Annotated in this window: 16 protein-coding genes; 10 read left to right on the top strand and 6 right to left on the bottom strand. The window is 51.3% G+C overall.

What is annotated here, in order from left to right:
* Nucleotides 1-3 precede the first annotated feature (3 nt).
* From ACSV5M_RS05585 to ACSV5M_RS05595, 3 genes are all read left to right on the top strand, one after another.
* The gene (locus tag ACSV5M_RS05585) at nucleotides 4-1,041 is read left to right on the top strand and encodes a virulence RhuM family protein (protein WP_439174621.1); all 1,038 of its coding nucleotides are present in this window, start codon (nucleotides 4-6) and stop codon (nucleotides 1,039-1,041) included.
* Nucleotides 1,038-4,151 carry an HsdR family type I site-specific deoxyribonuclease gene (locus tag ACSV5M_RS05590; RefSeq protein WP_439174622.1) on the top strand — a complete coding sequence of 1,038 codons (3,114 nt, stop codon included), beginning with the start codon at nucleotides 1,038-1,040 and terminating at the stop codon, nucleotides 4,149-4,151. The genes ACSV5M_RS05585 and ACSV5M_RS05590 overlap by 4 nt, the downstream gene beginning before the upstream one ends.
* Nucleotides 4,152-4,598: 447 nt before the next feature.
* A complete protein-coding gene (locus ACSV5M_RS05595) occupies nucleotides 4,599-5,345 on the top strand; it encodes a hypothetical protein (RefSeq protein WP_439174623.1) in 747 nt (248 codons plus the stop codon).
* Between the two features lie 106 nt (nucleotides 5,346-5,451).
* Here the strand turns inward: ACSV5M_RS05595 and orn are convergent, their stop codons facing one another.
* Complete coding sequence (gene orn / locus ACSV5M_RS05600) at nucleotides 5,452-5,994, bottom strand: oligoribonuclease (RefSeq protein ID WP_439174624.1); 543 nt, start codon at nucleotides 5,992-5,994, stop codon at nucleotides 5,452-5,454.
* Between the two features lie 232 nt (nucleotides 5,995-6,226).
* Here orn and rsgA point away from each other — a divergent pair, with 232 nt between their 5' ends.
* Both rsgA and ACSV5M_RS05610 read left to right on the top strand, forming a co-directional pair.
* Nucleotides 6,227-7,246, top strand: coding sequence for a small ribosomal subunit biogenesis GTPase RsgA (gene rsgA, locus ACSV5M_RS05605; protein ID WP_439174625.1), 1,020 nt, complete (start codon nucleotides 6,227-6,229; stop codon nucleotides 7,244-7,246).
* A gap of 39 nt (nucleotides 7,247-7,285) precedes the next feature.
* Nucleotides 7,286-8,092: a sulfurtransferase gene (locus ACSV5M_RS05610; protein ID WP_439174626.1), complete on the top strand. Its 807-nt coding sequence runs from the start codon at nucleotides 7,286-7,288 to the stop codon at nucleotides 8,090-8,092.
* A 57-nt stretch (nucleotides 8,093-8,149) separates the two neighbouring features.
* On the opposite strand, the gene ACSV5M_RS05615 is transcribed toward ACSV5M_RS05610, so the two are convergent.
* Together ACSV5M_RS05615 and ACSV5M_RS05620 are read right to left on the bottom strand one after the other, a co-directional pair.
* Complete coding sequence (locus ACSV5M_RS05615; RefSeq protein ID WP_439174627.1) at nucleotides 8,150-8,941, bottom strand: oxygenase MpaB family protein; 792 nt, start codon at nucleotides 8,939-8,941, stop codon at nucleotides 8,150-8,152.
* A 37-nt stretch (nucleotides 8,942-8,978) separates the two neighbouring features.
* Nucleotides 8,979-10,562, bottom strand: coding sequence for a nitrilase-related carbon-nitrogen hydrolase (locus tag ACSV5M_RS05620; protein WP_439174628.1), 1,584 nt, complete (start codon nucleotides 10,560-10,562; stop codon nucleotides 8,979-8,981).
* Nucleotides 10,563-10,809: 247 nt separating this feature from the next.
* On the opposite strand from ACSV5M_RS05620, the gene ACSV5M_RS05625 reads away from it, so the two are divergent.
* From ACSV5M_RS05625 to ACSV5M_RS05635, 3 genes are all read left to right on the top strand, one after another.
* Nucleotides 10,810-12,351 (top strand): DUF3369 domain-containing protein, encoded by a 1,542-nt coding sequence (locus tag ACSV5M_RS05625; RefSeq protein ID WP_439174630.1) that lies wholly within the window; start codon nucleotides 10,810-10,812, stop codon nucleotides 12,349-12,351.
* Nucleotides 12,352-12,362: 11 nt separating this feature from the next.
* A complete protein-coding gene (locus ACSV5M_RS05630) occupies nucleotides 12,363-13,739 on the top strand; it encodes an ATP-binding protein (protein ID WP_439174631.1) in 1,377 nt (458 codons plus the stop codon).
* Nucleotides 13,740-13,866: 127 nt separating this feature from the next.
* A complete protein-coding gene (locus ACSV5M_RS05635; RefSeq protein ID WP_439174632.1) occupies nucleotides 13,867-16,215 on the top strand; it encodes a fatty acid cis/trans isomerase in 2,349 nt (782 codons plus the stop codon).
* A 159-nt stretch (nucleotides 16,216-16,374) separates the two neighbouring features.
* Here the strand turns inward: ACSV5M_RS05635 and ACSV5M_RS05640 are convergent, their stop codons facing one another.
* Together ACSV5M_RS05640 and ACSV5M_RS05645 are read right to left on the bottom strand one after the other, a co-directional pair.
* On the bottom strand, nucleotides 16,375-17,796 hold the full coding sequence (locus ACSV5M_RS05640; protein WP_439174633.1) for a glycoside hydrolase family 19 protein: 1,422 nt from the start codon (nucleotides 17,794-17,796) through the stop codon (nucleotides 16,375-16,377).
* Between the two features lie 400 nt (nucleotides 17,797-18,196).
* On the bottom strand, nucleotides 18,197-19,471 hold the full coding sequence (locus ACSV5M_RS05645) for a sigma 54-interacting transcriptional regulator (RefSeq protein WP_439174634.1): 1,275 nt from the start codon (nucleotides 19,469-19,471) through the stop codon (nucleotides 18,197-18,199).
* Between the two features lie 209 nt (nucleotides 19,472-19,680).
* On the opposite strand from ACSV5M_RS05645, the gene ACSV5M_RS05650 reads away from it, so the two are divergent.
* Both ACSV5M_RS05650 and ACSV5M_RS05655 read left to right on the top strand, forming a co-directional pair.
* On the top strand, nucleotides 19,681-20,688 hold the full coding sequence (locus ACSV5M_RS05650; RefSeq protein ID WP_439174635.1) for an FHA domain-containing protein: 1,008 nt from the start codon (nucleotides 19,681-19,683) through the stop codon (nucleotides 20,686-20,688).
* A complete protein-coding gene (locus tag ACSV5M_RS05655; RefSeq protein WP_439174636.1) occupies nucleotides 20,685-23,369 on the top strand; it encodes a protein kinase domain-containing protein in 2,685 nt (894 codons plus the stop codon). The genes ACSV5M_RS05650 and ACSV5M_RS05655 overlap by 4 nt, the downstream gene beginning before the upstream one ends.
* Here ACSV5M_RS05655 and ACSV5M_RS05660 read toward each other — a convergent pair.
* Nucleotides 23,347-23,952: a DP-EP family protein gene (locus tag ACSV5M_RS05660; RefSeq protein WP_439174637.1), complete on the bottom strand. Its 606-nt coding sequence runs from the start codon at nucleotides 23,950-23,952 to the stop codon at nucleotides 23,347-23,349. The two genes, ACSV5M_RS05655 and ACSV5M_RS05660, sit on opposite strands and share 23 nt — an antisense overlap.
* Nucleotides 23,953-24,062: the final 110 nt, after the last annotated feature.

Consider the following 24,062-nt stretch of genomic DNA (forward strand, 5'->3'; position numbering starts at 1 on the left):
GCCATGCCTAATCTGAGCCTACAAGACCAAACCACCGAGTTTCTGCTCTATACCGCGCCCACGGGCGAGGTGAAAGTGGAGGTGCTGCTGAGCGGCGAAACCCTCTGGTTGACCCAAAAGCGCATGGCCGAGCTGTTTGGTGTGGGTGTGCCTGCCATCTCCAAGCACCTGAAAAACATCTTTGAAAGCAATGAGTTACAGGAGGAAGTGGTTGTTTCCATTTTGGAAAATACCACTGAACACGGCGCCGTGACGGGCCTGACCCAAACCCAGCAGGTAAAATACTACAACCTGGATGCGGTTATATCCGTGGGCTATCGGGTCAACTCGGCGCAAGCCACTCAGTTTCGTATCTGGGCCACCCAGCTCATCAAGGAGTACATCATCAAGGGCTTTGCCATGGATGATGAGCGCCTGAAAAATGGCCGTTTCTTTGGCAAAGACTACTTCCGCGAGCTGCTGGAGCGGGTGCGCTCCATTCGTGCCAGTGAGCGGCGCATCTATCAGCAGATTACCGACATATTTGCTGAGTGCAGCATCGACTACGACCCCAAATCCAAAACCACCCAGCAGTTTTACGCCCATGTGCAGGATAAATTCCATTTTGCCATTACCGGCCATACGGCTGCCGAGATAATTTCGCTCAAAGCCGATGCCAGCAAACCCTTAATGGGCATGAGCACTTATAAAAATGCGCCCGCTGGCCGCGTATTGAAGTCGGATACCACAGTGGCGAAAAACTACCTGAGTGAAGATGAAATCAAAAAACTCGAGCGTGCGGTATCGGCATTTTTTGACTATATCGAAGGCATTATCGAACGGCGTAATACCTTTACCATGGAAAGTTTCGCCGAGAGTGTGAACAAATTTTTAGCGTTTAATGAGTATCAGATTCTGGAAGGCTACGGCACCGTTTCTCGCCAAAACGCTGAATCGAAAGCCTTTGCGGAATACGAAAAATTTAACAAACAGCAGCGCATTGAGTCTGACTTTGATCGTGAAGTGAAAAAGCTGCTGCAAAAAAAGGATAACGACCAATGACGGATTACAAAACCATTGCCGAATCCAATCACTTTATTGTTCTGGATAAATACAACAAAGAATGGAAGGTGGCCGAAAGCTACCAGAGCGAAGGCGATCTTGAGCGCGAGCTGATTCAGGATTTGGTCAATCAAGGGTATGAATACTTGCCTGCGCTGAATAACCCGGAAGCCATGCTGGCCAATGTGCGGGTACAACTGCAAGCACTGAATAGCGTGGAGTTCTTAGAGGGGGAGTGGAAGCGCTTTGTCGAGACCTATCTGGACAAGCCCAGCGACACCATTGTCGATAAAACCCGCAAAATCCACGACGACTATATCCACGATTTTGTGTTTGACGATGGCCGCATCAAAAACATCTATCTGGTAGATAAAAAGAACATTGCCCGCAACAAGGTGCAGGTGATCAAGCAGTTTGAGCAAACCGGCAGCCACGCCAACCGCTACGATGTGACCATTCTGGTGAATGGCCTACCGCTAGTACAAATTGAGCTGAAAAAGCGCGGCGTGGCGATTCGCGAAGCCTTTAATCAGGTGCATCGCTACAGCAAAGAGAGTTTTAATAGCGAAAACTCGCTGTATAAGTATTTGCAGTTATTTGTGATTTCCAACGGTACTGATAGCCGCTATTTTGCCAATACCACAGCGCGCAATAAAAACAGCTTTGACTTCACCATGAACTGGGCGAAAGCCGATAACAGCCTGATCAAAGACCTTAAAGACTTTACCGCCACTTTCTTCCAGAAAAACACCCTGTTGAATGTGCTGTTGCATTACTCGGTATTTGATGTCAGCGATACGCTGCTGGTGATGCGTCCCTATCAGATTGCCGCCACCGAGCGCATTTTGTGGAAGGTGAAAAGCTCGTTTGAGGCCAAGAACTGGAGCAAGCCCGAAAGCGGCGGGTTTATCTGGCACACCACAGGCTCTGGCAAGACATTAACCAGCTTTAAGGCGGCACGCTTGGCGACGGAGCTGGAGTTTATCGATAAGGTGTTCTTTGTGGTCGATCGTAAAGACCTCGACTACCAGACCATGAAGGAATACCAGCGTTTCTCGCCGGACAGCGTGAATGGTTCCGACTCGACCTCCGGCCTCAAGCGCAATATCGAAAAAGACGACAACAAAATCATCGTCACCACCATTCAGAAACTCAATAACCTGATGAAGAGCGAAGGTGATCTACCCATCTACAATAAGCAGGTGGTGTTTATCTTCGACGAATGTCACCGCAGCCAGTTTGGTGAGGCACAGAAAAACCTGAATAAGAAATTCAAGCGCTTCTACCAGTTTGGCTTTACCGGCACGCCTATCTTCCCGCAAAACGCCTTGGGTGCCGAAACCACCGCCAGCGTGTTTGGCCGAGAGTTGCATTCTTACGTGATCACCGATGCCATCCGCGACGAAAAGGTGCTCAAGTTCAAGGTGGACTACAACGATGTGCGCCCGCAATTTAAGCAAATAGAAACCGAGCAGGATGAGAAAAAGCTAAGTGCACTGGAAAATAAACAGGCCTTGCTGCACCCAGAGCGGATTCGTGAAATATCGCAGTACGTGTTAAATAACTTTCGTCAAAAGACACACCGGCTACAAGCAAACGCCAAAGGCTTTAATGCTATGTTTGCGGTCAGCAGCGTGGATGCGGCCAAACTGTATTACGAAACCCTTAATCAGCTACAAGCGAGCAGCCCTTTTGCCGAAAAAAATAAGCCCCTGAAAATTGCCACCATCTTCTCCTTTGCGGCTAACGAAGAGCAGGATGCCATCGGTGATATTGCGGATGAGAGCTTTGAAGTGTCGGCGATGAACTCCAGCGCCAAGGAGTTTTTAAGTGCTGCCATTGGCGATTACAACGCCTTCTTCAAAACCAATTTCAGTGTTGACAGTAATGGCTTCCAGAACTACTACCGCGACCTGGCCAAGCGGGTTAAAAGCAAAGAGATCGACCTGCTGATTGTGGTGGGCATGTTTCTTACTGGCTTCGATGCGCCAACACTGAATACCTTGTTTGTCGATAAAAACCTGCGTTACCACGGTTTGATGCAAGCCTACTCGCGCACCAACCGCATTTATGACGCCACCAAGACCTTTGGCAATATCGTGACCTTTCGTGATCTGGAGAAGGCCACCGTCGATGCCATTACCTTGTTTGGCGATAAAAACACCAAAAATGTGGTGCTGGAGAAAAGCTACAAAGAATACATGGAGGGCTTTACCGATGTGGTGACCGGTGAAGCGCGGCGCGGTTTTATGGAAGTCGTCAGCGAGTTGGAGCAGCGCTTCCCAGATCCTTCCAACATTGAAAAGGAAGCAGACAAAAAAGCCTTTGCCAAACTCTTTGGCGAATACCTGCGCGTAGAAAATATCCTGCAAAACTACGATGAGTTTGCCAGCTTGAAGGCGCTACAAAACCTGGATATGAACGACCCGGAAGCAGTCGAAGCCTTTAAAGCCGAACACTATCTGGATGATGAAAAGCTGGCCGAATTACAAACTATACGCCTGCCTGCCGAACGCAAGGTTCAGGATTATCGCTCGACCTACAACGACATCCGCGACTGGCAGCGGCGACAAAAGTCCGCGGAGGAGAAAGATAAATCCACCATCGACTGGGACGATGTTGTGTTTGAGGTGGACCTGCTCAAGTCGCAAGAGATCAACCTCGATTACATTCTGGAGCTGATCTTCGAGCACAACAAAAAGAACAAAAGCAAAGCAGATCTGGTTGACGAAGTGCGCCGAGTCATTCGTGCTAGCTTAGGCAACCGTGCCAAAGAAAGCTTAGTGGTGGATTTTATCAACCAAACCGACCTGGATCAGATAGGCGACAAAGCCAGCGTGATTGAAGCGTTTTTTGCCTTCGCCCAAGCCGAGCAACAGCGCGAGGCGGAAGAGCTGATCCATGCCGAAAGCCTCAATGCAGAGGAGGCCCGGCGCTATATCACCACTTCGCTCAAACGTGAGTATGCCAGCGATGCAGGCACAGAGCTGAACGCCATCCTGCCCAAGATGAGCCCGCTGAATCCGCAGTATCTGACCAAAAAGCAGAGCGTTTTCCAAAAGATCGCCGCGTTTGTGGAGAAATTTAAAGGTGTGGGCGGGAAGGTTTAAGGGTAGGCAAAGAGGCTTTGGTCGTCTGCCAGCACCACATCGTGTCGTTTGAATCGTGGTGACAAATATACGTAAATGTCACCACTGAGAATGGTTATCTATGGATGAGTTGGCAATGGGAATGGCAGGTTACTTGAAAGAGCTTGGCTATGTGTAAAGTATAAATTGCCTGTGAGCCGTATGGCCCCATCATAGCCGACCACCTTCCCAACGCCGGGAAAATGGTCTGGTTTAGCTTTGATAACCAAAAATGAAACTCAGCTTCAACGAGAAAATACTCTGCATGATTCAGCAAACCGGAATAGCGGAACGTCTTTGGAATGTTTGACCAAAAATCAAACGCCGCAAACCTTTAATTTAAGTTGCTACTAAAAAATGGGATTTTACAGGATAAGGTAAAACGCAAGCTTGATGAGGCTTTCTTTTATTTGAGCTAAATGGTGCCCCATGCAAATACTTAATTCCATTAAAGAATTTATACAAGCTAATTTTTATATAAAACTCGCCATTTCGCTTTTCTTACTTATCTTATCGATACCTTTACTAAAAATTTTTTATTGGTTTTATGATGCATCCTATTTGGCATCATTTGGAATTGGACCAGAGATTTATAGTCGGCCAATATTTTCTAGCAAACTGAGCAATGTATGGATGTTTTTAAGCGCCTTTAAACCATTAAAGTGGGCTTGGGCTGTTTTTTGCTGTTTATTGTTTTTATTTATTTTTTTCATTCTATTCAAAAAGAACAGAATCATACCCAGTAAAAAATCTAATCGCACCAAGCGGATCTCTGAAAACAGCAATCTCTACGTGTTTTTTGAATCCATAGAAAAGGCGTTCACACCTGCTGGCATCACATTCGTTTTAGGCTCTGTATTACTTCTAACGCTGATATTACCAATAGTGTTTTTTATAGAAGAAGCGCAAAAGCATGCCACCAATCAAATTAATAAGTATATAGACCATAGCATATGCATTGATTCATTTGATAACACTCACCTTGGCTGCTATAAAATTCCGGGCGAAGAAGGCGCCAACAAACTCATCATCCATAATGATGAGAAAGTTTTAATTTATATGAGCAGGGTAAACAAAAGCGATACGGATGAATCTGAAGAAGAACATGACTTTTATGTACATATAACGAATAAAGTTAATGGCGAGAAAATATCGCGGTATTTTGTGAGGCGTTGAGAGATTTGTTATTGGTGAGTGTTTTTCGAGGGCAGTGTCGGATTACGCCTTGCGGCTAATCCGACCTACGGGATGTATTACGGTAACCAGTGCGAAGCCGCACGGTTTAGAGTTTAAAGAAAGTGTCGCGGTAGTGTTGCAGTTCGGCGATGGAGTCTTTGATGTCGTCGAGTGCCAGGTGGGCGCTGGATTTTTTTACGCCGGCGAGTACGTCAGGGCGCCAGCGGCGGGCGAGTTCTTTGACGGTGGAGACGTCGAGGTTGCGGTAGTGGAAGTAGGCTTCGAGTTTGGGCATGCCGCGCACGAGGAAGCGGCGGTCCTGGCAGATTGAGTTGCCGCAGATGGGCGACTTGCCTTTGGGTACCCATTGCTCCAGAAACGCGATGGTTTCCGCTTCGGCTTGCGGCGGGCTGATCTTGCTGTCGCGCACCCGTTGGGTTAGGCCGGATTTGCCGTGCTGGTTGGTGTTCCACTCGTCCATGGTGTCGAGGATGCTGTCGGGTTGATGGACGGCATAGGTGGGGCCTTCGGCAAGGATGTTAAGGTCGGCGTCGGTGATCAGGGTGGCGATTTCGATGATCACGTCTTTATCCGGATCAAGCCCGGTCATCTCCAGATCGATCCAGATCAGGTTGTTTTCGTTTTGCATTTATGAAACCTCTTAAAAACGTTAACGGTGAAGGGCTGGCAAGGCAAATTTGGTCGAGGGAGCGGAGTTTACAACGTGTAAATGAGCATCCTGAGACCAAATTTAACGCGGCCGGCACGAGCAAGGTAGTTTTTAAGTGGTTTCATGGTTTTTTCCTTCATATATAGGGCACAATTGCCGGCCAGATTAACGTGTCACTCCTGTCCTCACAACCCGGTAATGAAACTCGCTGATGAGCAAACGCAAACTCACCCGGCGCCAGTCCTGGCGCATTGAAAAGATCCAGGCGGAGCGCAGTGCACGCGCGGCGCGGCGCGATAGTCTGGCGGATGAGCATCTGGCGGAGGGCGAGCTGGGGCCGGAGGAGCACGGGTTGGTGATTACCCACTACGGCACCCAGGTGGTGGTGGAAGCCACCGAGGGCCTCAATGCGGGCACGCATAAACGCTGCCATTTTCGCAGTAACCTCGGTTCGCTGGTGACCGGCGACCGTGTGGTGTGGCGCGATGGTAATCCTTACGGCGTGGTGGTGGCGGTGTTGCCACGCGAGTCGGCATTGTGCCGGCCTGATCCCCATGGTGATATGAAGACCATCGCCGCCAATATCGACCGCATCATTATTGTCGTTGCCCCCTATCCAGAACCTCACGCCAACCTGATTGATCGCTACCTGGTGGCGGCGAGAGGCATCGGCATCGAACCGGCCGTATTGATCAATAAAGTGGACCGTATTGATGATGCGACGCGCGAAAAGATCACTTATCTCGAACAAACCTATCGCCGCTTGGGTTATCAGGTGCTTAAAGTATCGACCAAGACGAACACCGGCCTGGATGAGCTGACGCGCTATCTCGCCGACTTTACCAGCGTCTTTGTCGGGCAATCGGGGGTCGGCAAATCGTCCCTCGTCAACGCGCTCTTGCCAGACTGCAACCTGCGCGTGGGTGAGCTGTCCGACAGGCAACAGGGCAGCCATACCACCACCAACGCCCAGTTGTTTCATTTTCCCGGTGGCGGTCATTTGATTGATTCTCCCGGCATCCGTGAGTTTGGCCTCTGGCATATGGAGGCCGACGAGGTGCTGGAGGGGTTTGTGGAATTTCGGCCGTTTATCGGCCACTGCAAATTCCGCGATTGCAGCCACCGCCATGAGCCGGGCTGTGCGATCTTGCGGGCGCTGGCGGCGGGTGACATCAGCCAGACACGTATGGACAGTTATCGTTATATCTTGAGCACGCTGGATCAGGCTTGAACCGGTGTGTCCGTTTTTCCACGATCAAGGAGCTTTTCCATGGCCGCATTACCCTTTGTGATTGAGCCGACCCAATTGGCGGCACTACTGGCTCAACCCAATCAATTGTTGTTGGTGGATCTGAGCAGTGACGCGACCTACCAGCAGGGCCATATCGACGGCGCTGTACATGTACCGCCGCAACTCTTGTTGTGCAACCAGCCGCCAGTACCGGGCAAGATTGCCGGTGTGGATCAACTGAATCGATTGTTTTCCTTTTTAGGTTTAACACCGGAGACCCACGTCGTGGTGTATGACGATGAAGGCGGTGGTTGGGCCGGACGCTTTATCTGGACCCTGGATGCCATCGGTCACAAGCGCTATTCCTACCTGAACGGCGGCATCCACGCCTGGAAGGCGTCAAAACTGCCGTTGACCACCGAGATTCCCGCCGTCAAACCGAGCCAGGTCAGCGTGACCCTCGACCCAAATGTGGTGATTGAGGTGCGCGACATCCTGTGCGATCTGGATAAAGCCGATTTTGTGGTATGGGATGCGCGTAGCCCCGCGGAGTACCACGGCCAGCGCGGCAGCACGCCCAAGCTCGGTCATATCCCCGGCGCAATTAATTGTGACTGGACCAACCTGATGGACCCGGACAATGGCCTGCGCATCCGCGAAGACGCGCGGGAATACCTGGCGGATTTAGGCATTACGGCAGATAAACGTATTGTCACCCATTGCCAAAGTCACCATCGCTCCGGCTTCACGTATCTGGTGGGCAAGGCGTTGGGGTTGAATATTCGGGGCTATCATGGTTCCTGGGCGGAATGGGGTAGTCATCCGGATACGCCGGTGGAGGTTTAGGTCGGAAGTATGGTGGTTGAGAGTTCGAGGCAGATGTCGGATTACGCGGCTTTGCCGCTAATGCGACCTACTTGGGTTGGTTTGTCGTTTGCGCCAGTTGCGCAAATGTAATCGGCTGGGAAGATGGCGGATGGTGACGGGCGTGATGGAATAAAGCCACCGCACCGTTCGCAGCATCAATCGCCACCGTTTTTCATCCCGCGCACTCCAGTTCAACCCGAACTGCTCGCGCACGCGAGGTTCAAGAAGCGCCCGTGTCACAAATTTTTGCAGCGGCATCAGGATTTTTACATACCAGGGTGCCGCCCCGCCGTTTAACAGTTGCTGCACGTACTGACGCACTGGTTCCGCGACAGTAAACGAGGCAATTGACTGTTCCCAATATACAGAAAACGCCGCTCGATCTGCGGGCCACATGTCCGGGTTCATTTGCAATGTGGTGCCGTATGCTGCCGCTTGCTGATAAATTTTTGTATGACTTTCTTCATCCAACGGACCATTAAATAATTCAAATAAATCGACGCTGCCTTTATACAACGTGGCAGCGACCCAGAGTTGCAATTGCGGGTCAAAAGCATTGTAATTTTCCGAGCGTACCGGCACGTGGGCGCGATTTACTTTCTGCGCAATTTGCGCGCGCTCAGCGTCTGTCCCCAATGCCACGACATAGATGTAATCCATGGTGCTGCGCAAGCGCGACAAGGGCTGGGTTAGCGTCACACTATGTTCAGCCACACCAGTACCTACCGCAGGGTGCATCATTTGCCGAAGCACGGCCGCCCCGGCCCCGATATAGATGTAGGATTCGCGCGCGATATCGGCGAGAGAGACAGGGCGGGCCGATGTCATAAGCAGCCGGTTGATCGGACATATTTCAACAAGGGTTTCATTTCTTTTTGTCCCCTCTCCATTGCACCCGATATAAATCATGGCGGCGGTCTTTGAGGTTTTGTACCGTGCCGCTGTTGCGCGCCATGATCAAGGTCTCCGGGCGCAGGTCGGCGAAGGCGACCATCTCGGCGTTGGGTGTGGTGTCAGCGGCGATACCGTCGCGGGCGAAGGGAAAATCGCAAGGCGTCAGGATACAACTCTGCGCGTATTGAATATCCAGGTTCGCCACATTGGGCAGGTTGCCGACGTTGCCGGACATCACCACATAAATCTGGTTTTCCACCGCCCGCGCCTGGCAGCAATAACGGACGCGCAAATAACTTTGACGCTCGTCTGTACAAAAGGGCACAAATAAAATCTGCACGCCCTGGTCTACCAGGTGCCGCGCGAGTTCGGGAAATTCCGAGTCATAACACACCAGGACGCCAATCGGGCCGCAGTCGGTATCAATCGCGTTCAGCGTGCTGCCGCCTTCAATATCCCACCAGTAACGCTCGTTGGGCGTGGGATGGATTTTTGGTTGCTCAAACATGCGGCCATCGCGCAGGAACACGTAGCTGATATTTTCGATGCGTCCATTTTCAACACGCGTGGGGTGCGAGCCGGCAATGATATTCACGTTGTAACTCAATGCCATATTGCGCATGGCTTCTTTGAAGCGCGGCGTGTATTTGGTCAGCGCTTCAATGGATTCAAAGGGTGATAATTCCTGGTCTTCGATGGATAACAACTGTAGCGTGAACAATTCCGGAAACACCACAAAATCACTTTTGTAGTCCGCCACCACATCCACAAAGTATTCAATATTCTTGATAAATTCGCTGAAGGAACTGACCTTGCGCAACATGTACTGAACGGTGGCAATACGTACCGTATCGGGCATGTGCACACCGAACTTTTTAATCGGCTTTTCTTCCTTGAGTCGCACCTTGGGATTGCGCCAGATCAGGTGCGCGGCGTAGCCCATGGATTGGGTATCGTCCGGTAAATAATTTTCAATGACACCAATCACTTCAAACCCGTTGCGCAATTGAAATGACAACACCGGATCTTTGATTTTTTTATGCACGACCTGATCAATATAATTTTCAACGGTTTTCATTTTTTTGATGCGCTTGGCCAGGTTCGGCAAACGGCCTGCAAACACCACGCCTTTTAAACCCAGGGACTGACACAGCTTTTTGCGCTCGTTGTATAACCGCTGGCCGATGCGATAACCGCGGCAACTGTCATCAATGCACACTTCCATGCCGTAAAGCCAATCACCGTTGATATCGTGACGCGAGGCATAACCATTACCGGTAATCTCATTCCAGGTGTGCGGCCTCATCGCAATCTTTTCGGCGATACGGAAGGTCGCGCAATAACCCACCAGGTTCTCGCCCACGAGCACCACGATTTGCCCGCGTGGAAAATTGTTGATCTGCCCGGTGACCGCCGCCGGGGTATAGGTTTCCATCTGCAAGGGTTTGTAAACACGCTCCGACAAGGCCACGATGGCCGGCACATCCTGCAATGTGGCATTGCGCACAATCAAATGGGAGGAGGGGTCGCGCAGATGATTCGGGGACTTCGACATTTTCTTCTCCTGTTTCCTGGCAAGGTTTTTCGTCAGTGTAGCCTCATCGCGGCTGATATACCTTGTAGCTATAACTGCCAAAGGGTTATTCATGGCGTCAAACCGTGTGATATCAACTCAATTGTTAAAAATAGCTGTTGTTATCTACCACCTCGCCGCTAGCAAAAAGTTATAAGGCATTCGCCAGCAATGACATTGAAGTCTTCTATACTCAGTGAACAACGATCTGCAAGTGAGAGCAGTACAAATGGAATTTTTAAAAAAATCGCCCAAGACCGTCACCCACATTACCTCCGCCAGCCTGCCGCAGAGCGTGCGCAGCTGGAAGGTCGCGATTATCGACGATGAGCGCCAGGTCCATGCCGTTACCAAGCTGGTATTGGGCAACACGCGCATCGATGATATTCCGTTGGAATTTCTCAGTGCTTACAGTGCTGCCGATGGCTTGCGCCTGTTTCAGGACCATCCTGACATTGCCCTGGCATTTATCGATGTCGTGATGGAGCAGGACGATGCCGGCCTCAACCTGATTCACCAGATACGCAACCAACTGCAAAATCACACCACCCGTATCGTGCTGCGCACCGGACAACCGGGGTCATCACCGGAAGAAACGGTGATCCGCACTTACGACATCAACGATTACAAAAGCAAAACCGAACTCACTGACACCAAACTTAAAACCTGTACCTATTCCTGCATTCGCTCCTATCGCGACATCATTACCATCGAGGCCAGCCAGCGCGGTATGCGCAAGGTAATTACCGCCTCGGATTCGGTGCTGCTCAGCCAGACCTTGCACCAATTTGGTAACGCCGTACTGGAACATATGATCCAGTTACTCGGGATCGACACGACCGAAATGTATTTAGTCAGTCGCCATGAAGATCTGTATGGCGATACCGAAATCCGTTTACTCGCGGCCACCGGTGCTGCGGTAGAACTCTACAACCGTTGGGATACGTCAATTATCCCGGAAGCGATCAAAGATCAGATCCTGCAAACCCTGGAGCGCAAGACATCTTTCAGCGGCGAGGGTGTTTTTCTCGCTTATTACAATACCAACCCGCGCACTGAAAGTGTCCTGTATACGCAGTTTCGCCAGCCGGATTGCGACGTTCAGGAAGATATCCTGAAATTGTTTGCGGCCAACATCACCCTGATCTTTCAAAACCTTGCGGCGCGCGAAACGGTGCAGGAAACACAAAAAGAATTGCTGCTGGTGCTCGGCGATGCGATTGAACAGCGTTCCAAGGAAACCGGCGCCCACGTGCGGCGCGTGTCGTTAATGTGCGAGCTGATGGCGCTGAAGATCGGCATGTCTCACGAGTATGCAGAAACCCTGCGCTATGCGTCACCGCTACACGATGTGGGTAAGATCGGTATTCCTGAAAGTATCCTGCACAAGCCGGGTAAGCTCGATCCGGAAGAGTGGGAAACCATGAAAACCCATGCCACCATCGGTTATGAATTATTAAAAAATTCCAACCAGATTATCGCCAAGATGGGTGCGCGCATTGCGTACACCCATCACGAACATTGGGACGGTAATGGTTATCCACGCGGCCTGGCCGGTGAAGCGATTCCCCTTGAAGGCAGGATTGTGGCCATCATTGACGTGATTGATGCGCTCGGCTCAACACGCTCTTATAAAAAGCCCTGGAATGAAGCCGATATTCGCACTTATATTCGCGAGCGACGTGGCCGTCAGTTTGATCCAAAACTGGTGGATGCGGCGCTCGAACTATTTGATACCTTTAAAACCATCCGCCGGCAATTGCCGGACTAATCCGAGTCGCCATGACGCATAATTTTTATAATATTCTTCACCAGGTTTCCAAATCCAAAGTCATTGATAACGGTGATCTGTACGCAGCCAATTCCCTGATTCTTAATTCGGTTATTGAAGGTTTAAAGATAAAAAGGGCTGGCATCTGGTTACTGTCAGAGGATCGCCACGCCATGGTGTGCCGCCTGTTGATTGACCAGGCGAACCCACATGCTGAAACACCGCAACTTTACCGCCAGGATTATCCGCGCTATTTCGCCGCGCTCGATCAAGACCGTGCGATTGTCGCTCACGATGCCCACAGCGATGAAAGTACCAGTGAGTTCAGCGCCGTGTATCTAAGGCCCCTGGGCATCACCGCCATGCTCGACGCCCCCATCCATCATCGCGGCGAAATGACCGGCATTATTTGCTGTGAGCATCAGGGGCCAACCCGGGTGTGGACTGAAGATGAAGTTGCGTTTGTGAGTGCGCTGGCAGATCTCTACGGACGCGCCTTGAGTGCAGAGCAACGCAATAATTACGAAAAACAGTTACAACGCAGCAACGAACAACTGGAAGAAAAAGTTAAAGAACGCACAGAGTGGTTAGAGAATGCATTGCGCAACCTGACCCATACCCAGGCTAAACTGATCGAAAGTGAAAAACTGGCATCGGTAGGACGCATGGTGTCGGGTCTGGCCCATGAAATCAATACACCGCTCGGTATCGCCGTGACCTCGGCCACGCATTGCGAAAGTGAATTGAAACGGGTGCATAAACTCTATACCCAGGGCGACCTGGCCGAAGATGATTTCAAACAATTTCTATTATCGCTGACAGAAGGCATTGCGCTGGTATCGCACAACCTGAATCGCGCCGCTAACCTGGTGCAGAATTTTAAACTGACCGGCGCCATTCAAACCTCATCCGAAGAAGAAGAGTTTGAACTGAATAATTGCCTCGATATCATCATCAAAAGCTTGCAACCCTTGTTGAAGCAACACCAACTCAGCTGCCATTACGCCAGCGATGAACCCATTCGCCTGAACAGCTATCCCGGAGCCATTGCACAGATCATTACCAACCTGGTCACCAACAGCATTCACCACGGTTTTGCGGATAGGGAACAAGGGCAAATCAACATTCATGTGGCGGTGCAACATGGCCAGGTGCATTTAAGTTACAGCGATAACGGCAGCGGCATTGCGCCGGAGATCCAGGATAAAATCTTTGAGCCTTTTTTTACCACCGCACGCAAAACCGGCGGCTCCGGCCTGGGGTTATCTATTGTCTACAACCTGGTGACACAAAAGCTGCGCGGTAAAATCAGCCTGGAATCGCAATTGGGTGTCGGTGCAACGTTTATCATGATATTCCCGATCTCCGCCGCCGAAGGTGTTAGTTAACGTAGCTGTCGGTATTCCCTTCGCGCTCCGCTCTGTGTTGATCAGCACGTTGTCCACAGGATTTTTATGACACAATTAACGCCGTACTGTCCAGATGGCCATCCGGATCACCACTAGGTTATTGCTCATGCGTTTTCTCCGTTCCTGTTCGCGCAGCAGTATGTTGCTGCTCTCCTTATTCGTTATCGGTTGTAGTGTTATCGGCGGTTCCTTTTGGGATCAACGTTATGGCAAACCCCAGCCACGCGAATACGTGCCTCAGCCCTCCAGCACCGGCATTGATTACCATGCCGATGTACAACAGATCTTCGAGCAGCGCTGTATCGTTTGCCACGCCTGTTACGACGCGCCGTGCCAATTAAAGCTGGAGTCCTACAAAGGCTTGCTGCGCGGCGCCAGCACAGACAAAGTCTACGACGGTTCGCGTTTGCTCGCAGCCAATCTCACGCGTTTGTTTGAAGACGCCACCACCACGCAGGAATGGCGGGACAAGGGATTTTTTCCGGTATTGAATGAACGCATGAATGTGGCAGAAGCCAATATCAGCGGCAGCGTCATGGCGCGCATGTTGATGCTGAAACAACAACATCCACTCCCGACAACCGCCATCCTGCCCGACAGCTTTACCTTCGAACTTAATCGCAGCCAGCAATGCCCCAAGCTGGACTCTATGGAACAGTATGAAAAAAAATATCCACTATGGGGCATGCCTTACGGTTTACCCGGCCTGGATCAGGATGAATATAACCTGCTGATGCGCTGGCTGGCAGAAGGTGCGCAGCCGGGCGCCGCAAAACCGATGGTTGCGCAATTGACTGCGGTAATTGCCGAGTGGGAAGATTTTTTAAACGGGGATGACATCAAGTCACAGTTGGTTAACCGTTATCTGTTTGAACATTTATTTCTGGCGCATCTGTATTTTGAAGAAGCGCCGCAGGACTACTTTCGCCTGGTGCGTTCCAGCACGCCGCCGGGGGAACCGATCCAGCGCATCAGCACGCGCCGCCCCTTCGATGATCCGGGGGTAGACCGGGTTTATTACCGCTTCTGGCGCGACCCTTCCACCATTGTGGCAAAAAACTTTCTACCTTACGCTTTGAGCAGTGCGCGTCGAGAAAACTGGCAAACCTGGTTTTACGATACGGAATATCAGGTCAGCAAATTACCCTCTTATCACCCGGATACCGCTGCCAATCCCTTCGCCACCTTTATGGAATTGCCGGTGGGCTCGCGCTATCGCTTTTTATTGGATGAAGCGCAATTCACCATCATGAATTTTATTAAAGGTCCGGTGTGTCGTGGCCAGGTTGCGCTCAATGTTATCCAGGATCACTTCTGGGTATTCTTTGTCGATCCGGAGTTGATGTCTTCCGAACTGGATGCCATGTTCCTCGCGCAAAACAGCAACCACCTGCAATTGCCCGCGTCCGTCGGCAGTACCTTGTTGCCCATGACCAACTGGTCGCGTTATTCCAGTTTGCAAAAAGATTACCTGGTAGCCAAAGCCAATTATGTGCAGGAAAAAGTGGAGCGCCAGGGCGCGGTTACACTCGATATGATCTGGGATGGCGACGGTAATAATCAGAATGCCGCACTGACCGTGTTTCGCCACAGCGACAGCGCCAGCGTCAACCAAGGCTTGATCGGACAAGACCCGAAGACCGCCTGGGTTATCGGTTATCCGCTACTCGAACGCATTCATTATTTACTGGTGGCCGGCTTCGATGTGTACGGCAATCTATCGCATCAATTACTTAGCCGTTTGTACATGGACTTTTTACGCATGGAAGGGGAAATTACCTTTCTGGATTTACTACCACCGGAAACCCGCCAGGCCGAGCTGGCCTTCTGGTACAGAGATGCCGAAAAGGAAGTGCACGAATACCTGGGCTTGTACCAAAAAAACCTGCACGTAAAAAATGCGATTCCTTATAAAACGGATCAACCCAAAGCAGAATTATTCAACCTGTTAAAAACGCACCTGCAACCCGCGCTCAACCATCAACACGACATTGCCAGCACGCGTTTGCCACAAGCGACTCAGGATGCCTTACAGCAATTACATGCGGCCAGCGGAAAACCCATCAGCTTCCTGCCCCAAACCACCCTCATTCGCGTGCCCGACGTCGGCGTGTTTACCCTGCTGCACAACAACGCCTACACCAACCTGTCATCACTCTTTCGCGAAGAACATCGCCGCGTTCCCGACGAAGACGACATTACCCTGGTACGCGGCATCATCGGCGCCTACCCCAATGCATTTATGCTGGTGAGTGAAAAACAGTTACCGGATTTCGTCAAACGTATTCAGGGATTAACCAGTGAGGCTGATTACCATAGCCTGCGCGATCACTACGGTATTCGCCGCACTGATCCGGACTTCTGGCAAATCAGCGACGAGATCCACGCCTACTACCGCGCAACCCAACCAAACGACGCCGGCATTCTTGACTACAACCGCCTGGAAAATCGCTGAGTTTTCTCGCCGCCACTGAAATGTGAGTTTGACGTGAGGTGGGGATGTTTCGAAACCCTCACGTCAAGGACGACGTGAGGGAGCTACAGGGATGTATTCACCGCGTTTTCGAAACATCCCCACCTCACGTCAAACGTATTCAACGCAAAAATCTACACATCAACAACTCACATTACTACCCGGTGTTGTTCCCAGAATATTTATAAACTGGTTATACAAATTCACCCGGCTTTGCACCTGCCCCGGATTTGCACCATTACATTCCAACGCACCATTGATAGTACGAATGGTTTCACCAAAACCGTAACCATTCACCATGGACGTGTGGGCAGGCCAGTAACCGGCACCGGATTGAGTCATCCAGAACCAGAGCGCGGTTTTCCAGGCAGTCGTTGCATTTTGTTCGACCTGCTCGGGATAACGACGCAAATCCAGACCCAATGCATCGCCCGCCGCGCAGTAGTTGCCATTCCAACTTAACTGGATTGGACCGCGACCGTAGTAACGTTTGCCCGGCTCACACGGACAGGTAGACGGATTACCATCCCAATCGCCGCAGTATTCACCCTTGGCAATTTCGGTGATGTATACCAGGCCGCCGGTTTCGTGGTGGAAGTTAGCCAGCGCGGCAGCGGCTTCGCGTTTTTTGGTGGCCAGGTCGCCGGTGCCGGCAAAGGCCGGATAGGTTTTCGCGGCTTCCACTAACCCGGAATAGGTGTAGAAGGGATTGCGATTGGGGAACATTTGATTGAACTGCGCTTCACTGACAATCGCTGCAAAACCGGTCGCACCGCCACCACCACCGCTGCCTGCGGTGCGCACGACAATCGAGCTGGCGCGATCATGCAGGTTAGTTAAACAGCCGTTTGAAGCTGTCACCACATGGGATGCCCCGCCGAAATTATCGTGTTCGTACAGCACAACTTCATAGCCCGCATTCACGCGAACAGAGGAGGTTTGGTCATTGCGCGCACCGCGTGCAACCATCGCGTTGAGGTTGTAGGAACCCGCCGGGAAGCCTGCTGACCAACCGCCGTAGTTGCAGTGTTCGTACAAGGTGACCGGGCCGGTGGTACCACCGCCACCGGCAGAGACAATTTCAATCCAGTTGAAATTCCAGCCGCCGGTTTTGGCAAAGACGCCGAGGTTGTAGGTGCCCGCGTTGATGTGCACGGTTTTGGATACGGTGGCCCAGCTTTGCCAGCCACCGGTTGCGCCGATATTGAAATCGCCCAGCACAATCGAACCCGCATTCAAATCCACTGACGCTGTGCCACCGGAGGGACTGGCCACGCGCATGCGCACGGTGTAATTGCCGGAGGTGGGCACCGAGAGGTTGTAGTACGCCAGCCATTCGTTGGGCTCGATCCAGCCAACATTGTGGCCACCACCGCTATCGGTGGTGGCTTCGATATCGACACCTTCATTGCGATAGGCACCGCCCTGGTTGCCCGGTGTGGTGTCATAAAACGCGTTGTAATTTTCTGCCTGGAAGACAACGGCGTGAGCACTGAGCGCAACGCCGACACTGAGACCGCAGCCCAGCAAGGGGAGCAGGTATTTTTTGATCGATGGTTTCATAATTATTAGCCGATAGTAATTGACCGATTATGCTTCTTTGCCAAAGAAGCGCCTTGGCAGGACTGACATCCTGCCTGTTTTGATCAGCCTCCGCCGGGCGTCAGGTAGCGAATGGCTGACGGTCTTGATCCGTATTTTTTATTAAGTCCGGGATACAAACCCCTGATGTAAGCTCTCCGATAGCAGGTCCTTCGCCACTGCCGCGCTCATGCCATGACACCGACATGAAATAAAATCGACAGCAGGCCCTACTATATAAAGATATTTACTAACATCCAAAGAACGAAATGGCACTAAAGCAGCACATATGTGCTGCCGTCTCGTTGTTCTGGTTATTAAAGAGGCTTGTAATTGAAGTGGCTTGGAGAGCAGGAGGCGTGGCAATGCCCCCGCTGATATCTCAATCGAGGGAGACCATCAGGCCCTCCAGTAATGGACGGTCCACTAATGGGTGTTCAGCCCGCGCGGATAGCTGCACGATCAAACGCTTCAGGCCCTCCACATTGTCGGTCCAGGGGAAGGCTTCCAGTTGTTGCCAGGCAGATTCGGTAAGATCGAACTCTTTACCCAAGGCACATTCGCGGATAAAAAAGCGGGTGAGATCGCGAATGTCTTCCTGCCGCTCACGCAGATCAGGGAGATACAAGTCCACCGTATTGATCGATAACCAGCGCTGTAGCGACGCCGGCAATTCAGCATCGCGCCGACTGAGACTGAAGATGATATCCACCGATTCGGCGTGACCTTTGGTGGTTTTTTCCAGGGTGCGTTGCGTACAAAACGCCTGCAATACCCGCAGGTTTTCACCGGACAGCTTATCGACACTGCGCAAAAACAAGGTGCCGCCTTTGGCGTAGGCAAACAGGGCTTGCAAGATGCTGGTGGCGGCATCCTCCTCCCATTCATGGCAGCCCGATTCGATAAAGGGCACTATCTCGGTGTGGCGCTCACAGTGCAGCGCGCGCGCCGCAATAATTTTCCCCGCGCCCTTATTGCCGCGAATCAGGATCGGCAGCGCCGACGACGCCAGGGTATCAATCCGTTGGTCCAGTTGCCGTAAGGCCGCACTGTTCCCGATCCAGTAGCATTGGTCGCCATATACGTAGATAGCGCGATAGCGGGTCTGGTAGCGTTTAATAACACCCACCATTTCTTCCGCCACCCGATTCAAACGGTATTTGATGTCACTCGCCGAAGGATGATCCTGTATCTCGTCACCGGGATCGACACGGGGGTTGCGCACCAGCGCCACCAGATACCCGAGGCGCTGCCCCTGGAAATCCACCGGAAAGGTGACGGCCTCCGCTGCACTCAAACGTTCAGCCGGCGGTGTCATGGGCATTTCGGTTGAAATAATAAATTCTTCTACCCGCCCCACCGCAGCAATCTGGATATCCCGGTCATCATTGACCAAAATAAGGTGACGATAACCCTGTTGCGTCACACAGCGCAGGGTTATCGCAAGATTCACCAGACCAAAACGCTCCAGTGCGGACTTCAGAATGATGCGGGTCAGGGTGATAAAACTTTTATTGATCGGCACCCATTTAGCGTTGGCCGCCTGATTGAGCGGATGAATCGCTTTGGCCACCGGCTTGTGATGCAGTGGCTTGTGGGTGGACGACGCGGCGTCCGCCGGTGAAGAATTCGCCGGCAGTTCAGGTTCATAGGTCATGCCATTATTACCATCAAAGACGAAAACTGACGCGGTTAACGGGTGAAACCGAGCCCATCCTGTGGCAATCTATGGCCTGCGCGATTATTTGCCCATTACAAGGAATTACAGGGGCAGCTGTCTGGAGGTCATGGTTTATTCCCCCCGGTTTTCTCACAAGGACTCGCAAAAAATAAGTTTCAACATGCTGTAAGACACGAGCAAACCCTATGGCTTATTTATTTGATGTCGCTGCGGAAACTTTTTTCCCCCTGGCTCCACATCACACCTTCGGCAGACTCGCCAGTGTGGATACCCAACTGGATAAGCCTTATATCTCCAAATTACATGCCGCAATCGAATGGAATGGCCGCTGCTGGCGCATTAAAAATCTTGGCCTCAACGGGACCTGGGTGAATGATGTACAACTGGGGCAAGGAGAAATGGCCGATCTGAATGTGAATGATCACATTCATCTGGCAGAACAGACTGAGCCGGGCTTTACAGTGATCGACCTTGCACCACCATCGGACATGCTCTGGCCGCTGGATATGTCGCCCGAGCAGATGCCGTCCCGCGTGCAACCTATCCAACTCGAACGCTATCACTTACTGCCGGATACCCAAACGCCCGAACTGGCGCTGTATTTTGATCACCGGGACCAGGTGTGGTATGCCGAACTGATGAGCAGCGCGACCCACGAGCAACACCGTGAAATCATTCAACACGGTGACATATTGCAGTTCGATAATCTGCGCTGGCAGTTTATCAATGCGCAGGTTTACGGCCCCACTGAAGCGCGGGTGCGCAGCTCGCACAAACTCAGCGAGTTTGAATTTGTGTTTAACCTCAGCCTGGATGAAGAGACCACCCAATTGGAATTGCACCATCCGCATCACAGCATCGACCTCGCTGTGCGCAGCCATCATTATTTGATGTTGCAACTTGCACGGCATCGCGCCGACGATGCGGCACAAGGGCTGGACGCCAAAAGCCAGGGCTGGGTCTATGCCGATCAATTGGCGAATGAATTGGGGCTGGACTCCACCCACATGAATATCCATATTTTTCGCGCACGTAAACAATTGGCCGACTGCCTGCCGGACTCTTCTGACCACCAGTGCCTGCTGGAGCGACGCGGTGGCAAGATCCGCCTTGGCTGCGAACGCTTCAGGATTTACAAAGGTGATCAACTCACCACGGCATTACCCTTAACCACCGATACTTCAACCAGATGAGCCTCTCCCCGCACAACATCACAGAGATGACGCGCATAGGACATTACGACATCCTCGACTGTATCGGACGGGGAGGAATGGGCCTGGTGTATCTCGCGCGCGACACCCGCCTGGATCGACAGGTGGCGATCAAATGCTTGCGCATGGAATTATTCGAGCCGCATTACCGCGAGCGTTTTAAACGCGAAGCCCTGTTACTCGCCAAACTGAATCATCCCAACATCGTCCAGATCTACGATTTTATTGAAACACCGGACCAACTGGCGCTGGTGATGGAATACGTCGACGGACAAAATCTTCAAACGCGTCTGCGCGAACATCTGGCGCCCATGTCGCAACGCATGACCTGGTTGACGCAAATCGCCCAGGGCCTTGCGGTAGCTCACGATTCCGGCATTATCCACCGCGATTTGAAAGCTGAAAATATCCTGATCAACCAACGCAATGCCGCCAAAATTTCCGACCTCGGTATCGCCAAGTCACAAGACTTCAACGCAACCATTACCGATCATGTCGCCGGCAGCTATGCATCCATGTCGCCGGAGCAGGCTATGGGTGAAGCACTGGATTTCAAGAGTGATTTGTTTTCCTTCGGCATCCTCGCCTATCAAATGCTGTGCGGTGCGCATCCCTTCGGTGATACCGGTAATAAACTGCAATTGATGCAGCGGATCATCTCTCACCCGCCAGTGCCGCCGACAACACACAACCCGACACTGCCGCCGGAAATTTGCGATCTGCTCGGACAACTGCTGTCTAAAAATGTCGACAACCGCCCGGACAATACCCACTGGGTGGCCAGCCAGTTTGAAAAACTAAGTTCTTTGGTTATCGGCACACCGGACTGGTCCAACGATACCGAGTTGACGCCCCGGCAGGCGAGCCTGAGTCAACTGCGCAGTCAGCCAGGCAACAACACCCACGCAACCTTTGATACTCGCCCTCTTGGGCAATCTGCATTGCCATCAAAAAACCTCGCCGGTTTTATCGCGCAACAGAAATCGAATATTATTTTTGGCGCGGTGTTTATCGCAATGCTTGTCGGCCTTAGCCTATGGTTACTGCAACCGGCCTCACCAAAATATGTGGCCGTGTTGCAACCCACATTAACTGCTGATGGCATGCACGAATCGCAACAGGCATTAGTCAAGGCCGCCATTCATGAGGCGATTCAGCAAAGTGTTGTGCAGCTGGATGGTTATTATTTAATTCCCCGCACTGAAGTGACTGATGCTGACAGCACAGCCGTGCATCGCGCCACCGCTGCCGATGAATTGGTCGCTACCGATATCCAGTGTCAGGTAGAAGCCTGCGCGATTACCTTGACACGTTTGGTGCCCAGCGGTGCAGAAGCAGACAGCCGTCTGGTAGCAAAAGATATTAAAAAGCTGGATGTTCTGACGAATCGCTACATGTCGGTTATGAAGGCGGTTCAGGATAATATGGGGCTGCTGTATTCAACCAAACTCACCAGCCCCTTACATGCAGCGTCAGAGCAAGAGTATCAGGCGTTTATCAATATCGGCCTGACGTATCGCGACAGTGGTGCCACGCCGGCACTGCTCAATACGCTCGACAAACTGTCGCCCGAGATAAAAAGAAACCCGATTGTCACCGCGCTCTATAAAGATATTTCTCTCGACCTGTATTACGAAACCGGCACGCCGCTTTATCTGAATAAGCTTGATGCGCTCGTGCATCAACAACATTCAAGGGATAGCATCGCTTTATACAATTTATTTTATCTGGAAGTGGCAAAAGACAACCTGGATCAAGCCGCCGCGATTGTCCGCGAATTGGAAAGCCTGACCAACAACAGTTCAGCCATGTACGAACTGCACGCTTATGTCGCTATGGCAAATAACGATTATCAAAAAGCCATCGATTATTATGAAGCATCGCTGAGCATCAGGAAGACTGCCAATAATCTTTACAACATCGCCAATGCTCACCGTTATTATGGTAACAATGAGCTGGCCAGGCGCTATGCCGAAGAGGCATTGACGTTATCACCCAAGCTATATCAGGCAAACAGCCTGCTCGGTTTTATCGCGCTACTCAATGGCGAGATTGATCACGCGATTACATCATTTGAAAAAGCCGTCGCACAAAACCCCAGCGATATCAGCAATCTTACCCATCTGGGGTTGTGTAATTTACTCAAGCCCGATTATGCCGAAGCCAAAAAAATGTTCGTCGCGGCTCTGGCATTGAGTCCCGACAATACCACGATCCTGTTAAACCAGGCGGACGCCGAAAATTTGCAGGGGAATATCTCTGCTTCAAAAGACCTGTATGAAAAAATTATTTCAATAACAGAAGCTCGCCCAAAAGATGAGACCGCTTTGCGGAACCTCGCGCAATCCTATGCGCATCTACACCGGTTTTCAGCGGCGCTCGGTGCATTGGAAGAGCTGGAAAAGGTCGATGCGCAGAACATAGAAACCTTTTACACCGCTGCCCTGGTGCATACCTTGGCAGAAAATACCCGGTCAGCGCTATTCAATGTTGAGAAAAGTTTAACGAATGGTTTGAGCTCAGTGTGGTTCAGGGTTTCCTGGTTTGATCCCCTGTGTGAGCAATCGCCTTTCCAGGTGTTGATGGAGAAACACGGAGAGCCAGATCGATGCGCTCTCCGGGTGACACAATCAGCGGATATTACAGCGGGCGCTTGGGAATAAAGCCGGGGTCTTTCGATTCATAGATGTTGACCACACCCGAGGTGGAATTGGCAAAGGAAGCAACGAAACGGAAGCCAAAGTGTTCGCCTGTGGGTGTTTCTTCTTGCAAGACATGGACATACACCAACATGGCTAATCCATTGTCGATAATTTCCACACGAACATCATCATCAGGATCGACGTTCGCCAGGTCTGTGGAAACGCCACCCAGAGCAAAACGCCAGGTACCGCCATGGGATGTGAGAGCTTCCTTGCTCATCTTGATCACCAAAATTGCACGCTCAAAACGACGCTCTAATTTACTGTCATTTTCATGAAAGCCAACGCTAATATTGCCATCTATTGACTTTTTGGAACCCTGAGGCACCAGCTTCCACGATTTCGCCTCCAGAACACCTTGCGAGTTTTTTTCTGGAAAAGCAGGTGTCAACTCATAGAACTGGATCACCTGCCCACCTTTAGGCACAACGATATTTGCTGGATCTACAGGAGGGCACGACTCGGGCGCCTTCGGTTTTGGCTTGCTCTTTTCTGCTGCCTTTTTACTTACTTTTTCACCGGATTTCTTTTTATCTGCTGCCATAATTTTCTTCCTATTCATGAATATTTCGTTAAACAACTTATCCATCGAAAAATAACTGATAGAACCAGGTTCTCCATGATTCTCATCCTTGCATAAATTATGCAGAGGTA

The sequence above is a fragment of the Cellvibrio sp. ARAG 10.3 genome, from assembly GCF_051846955.1.
GTDB lineage: Bacteria > Pseudomonadota > Gammaproteobacteria > Pseudomonadales > Cellvibrionaceae > Cellvibrio.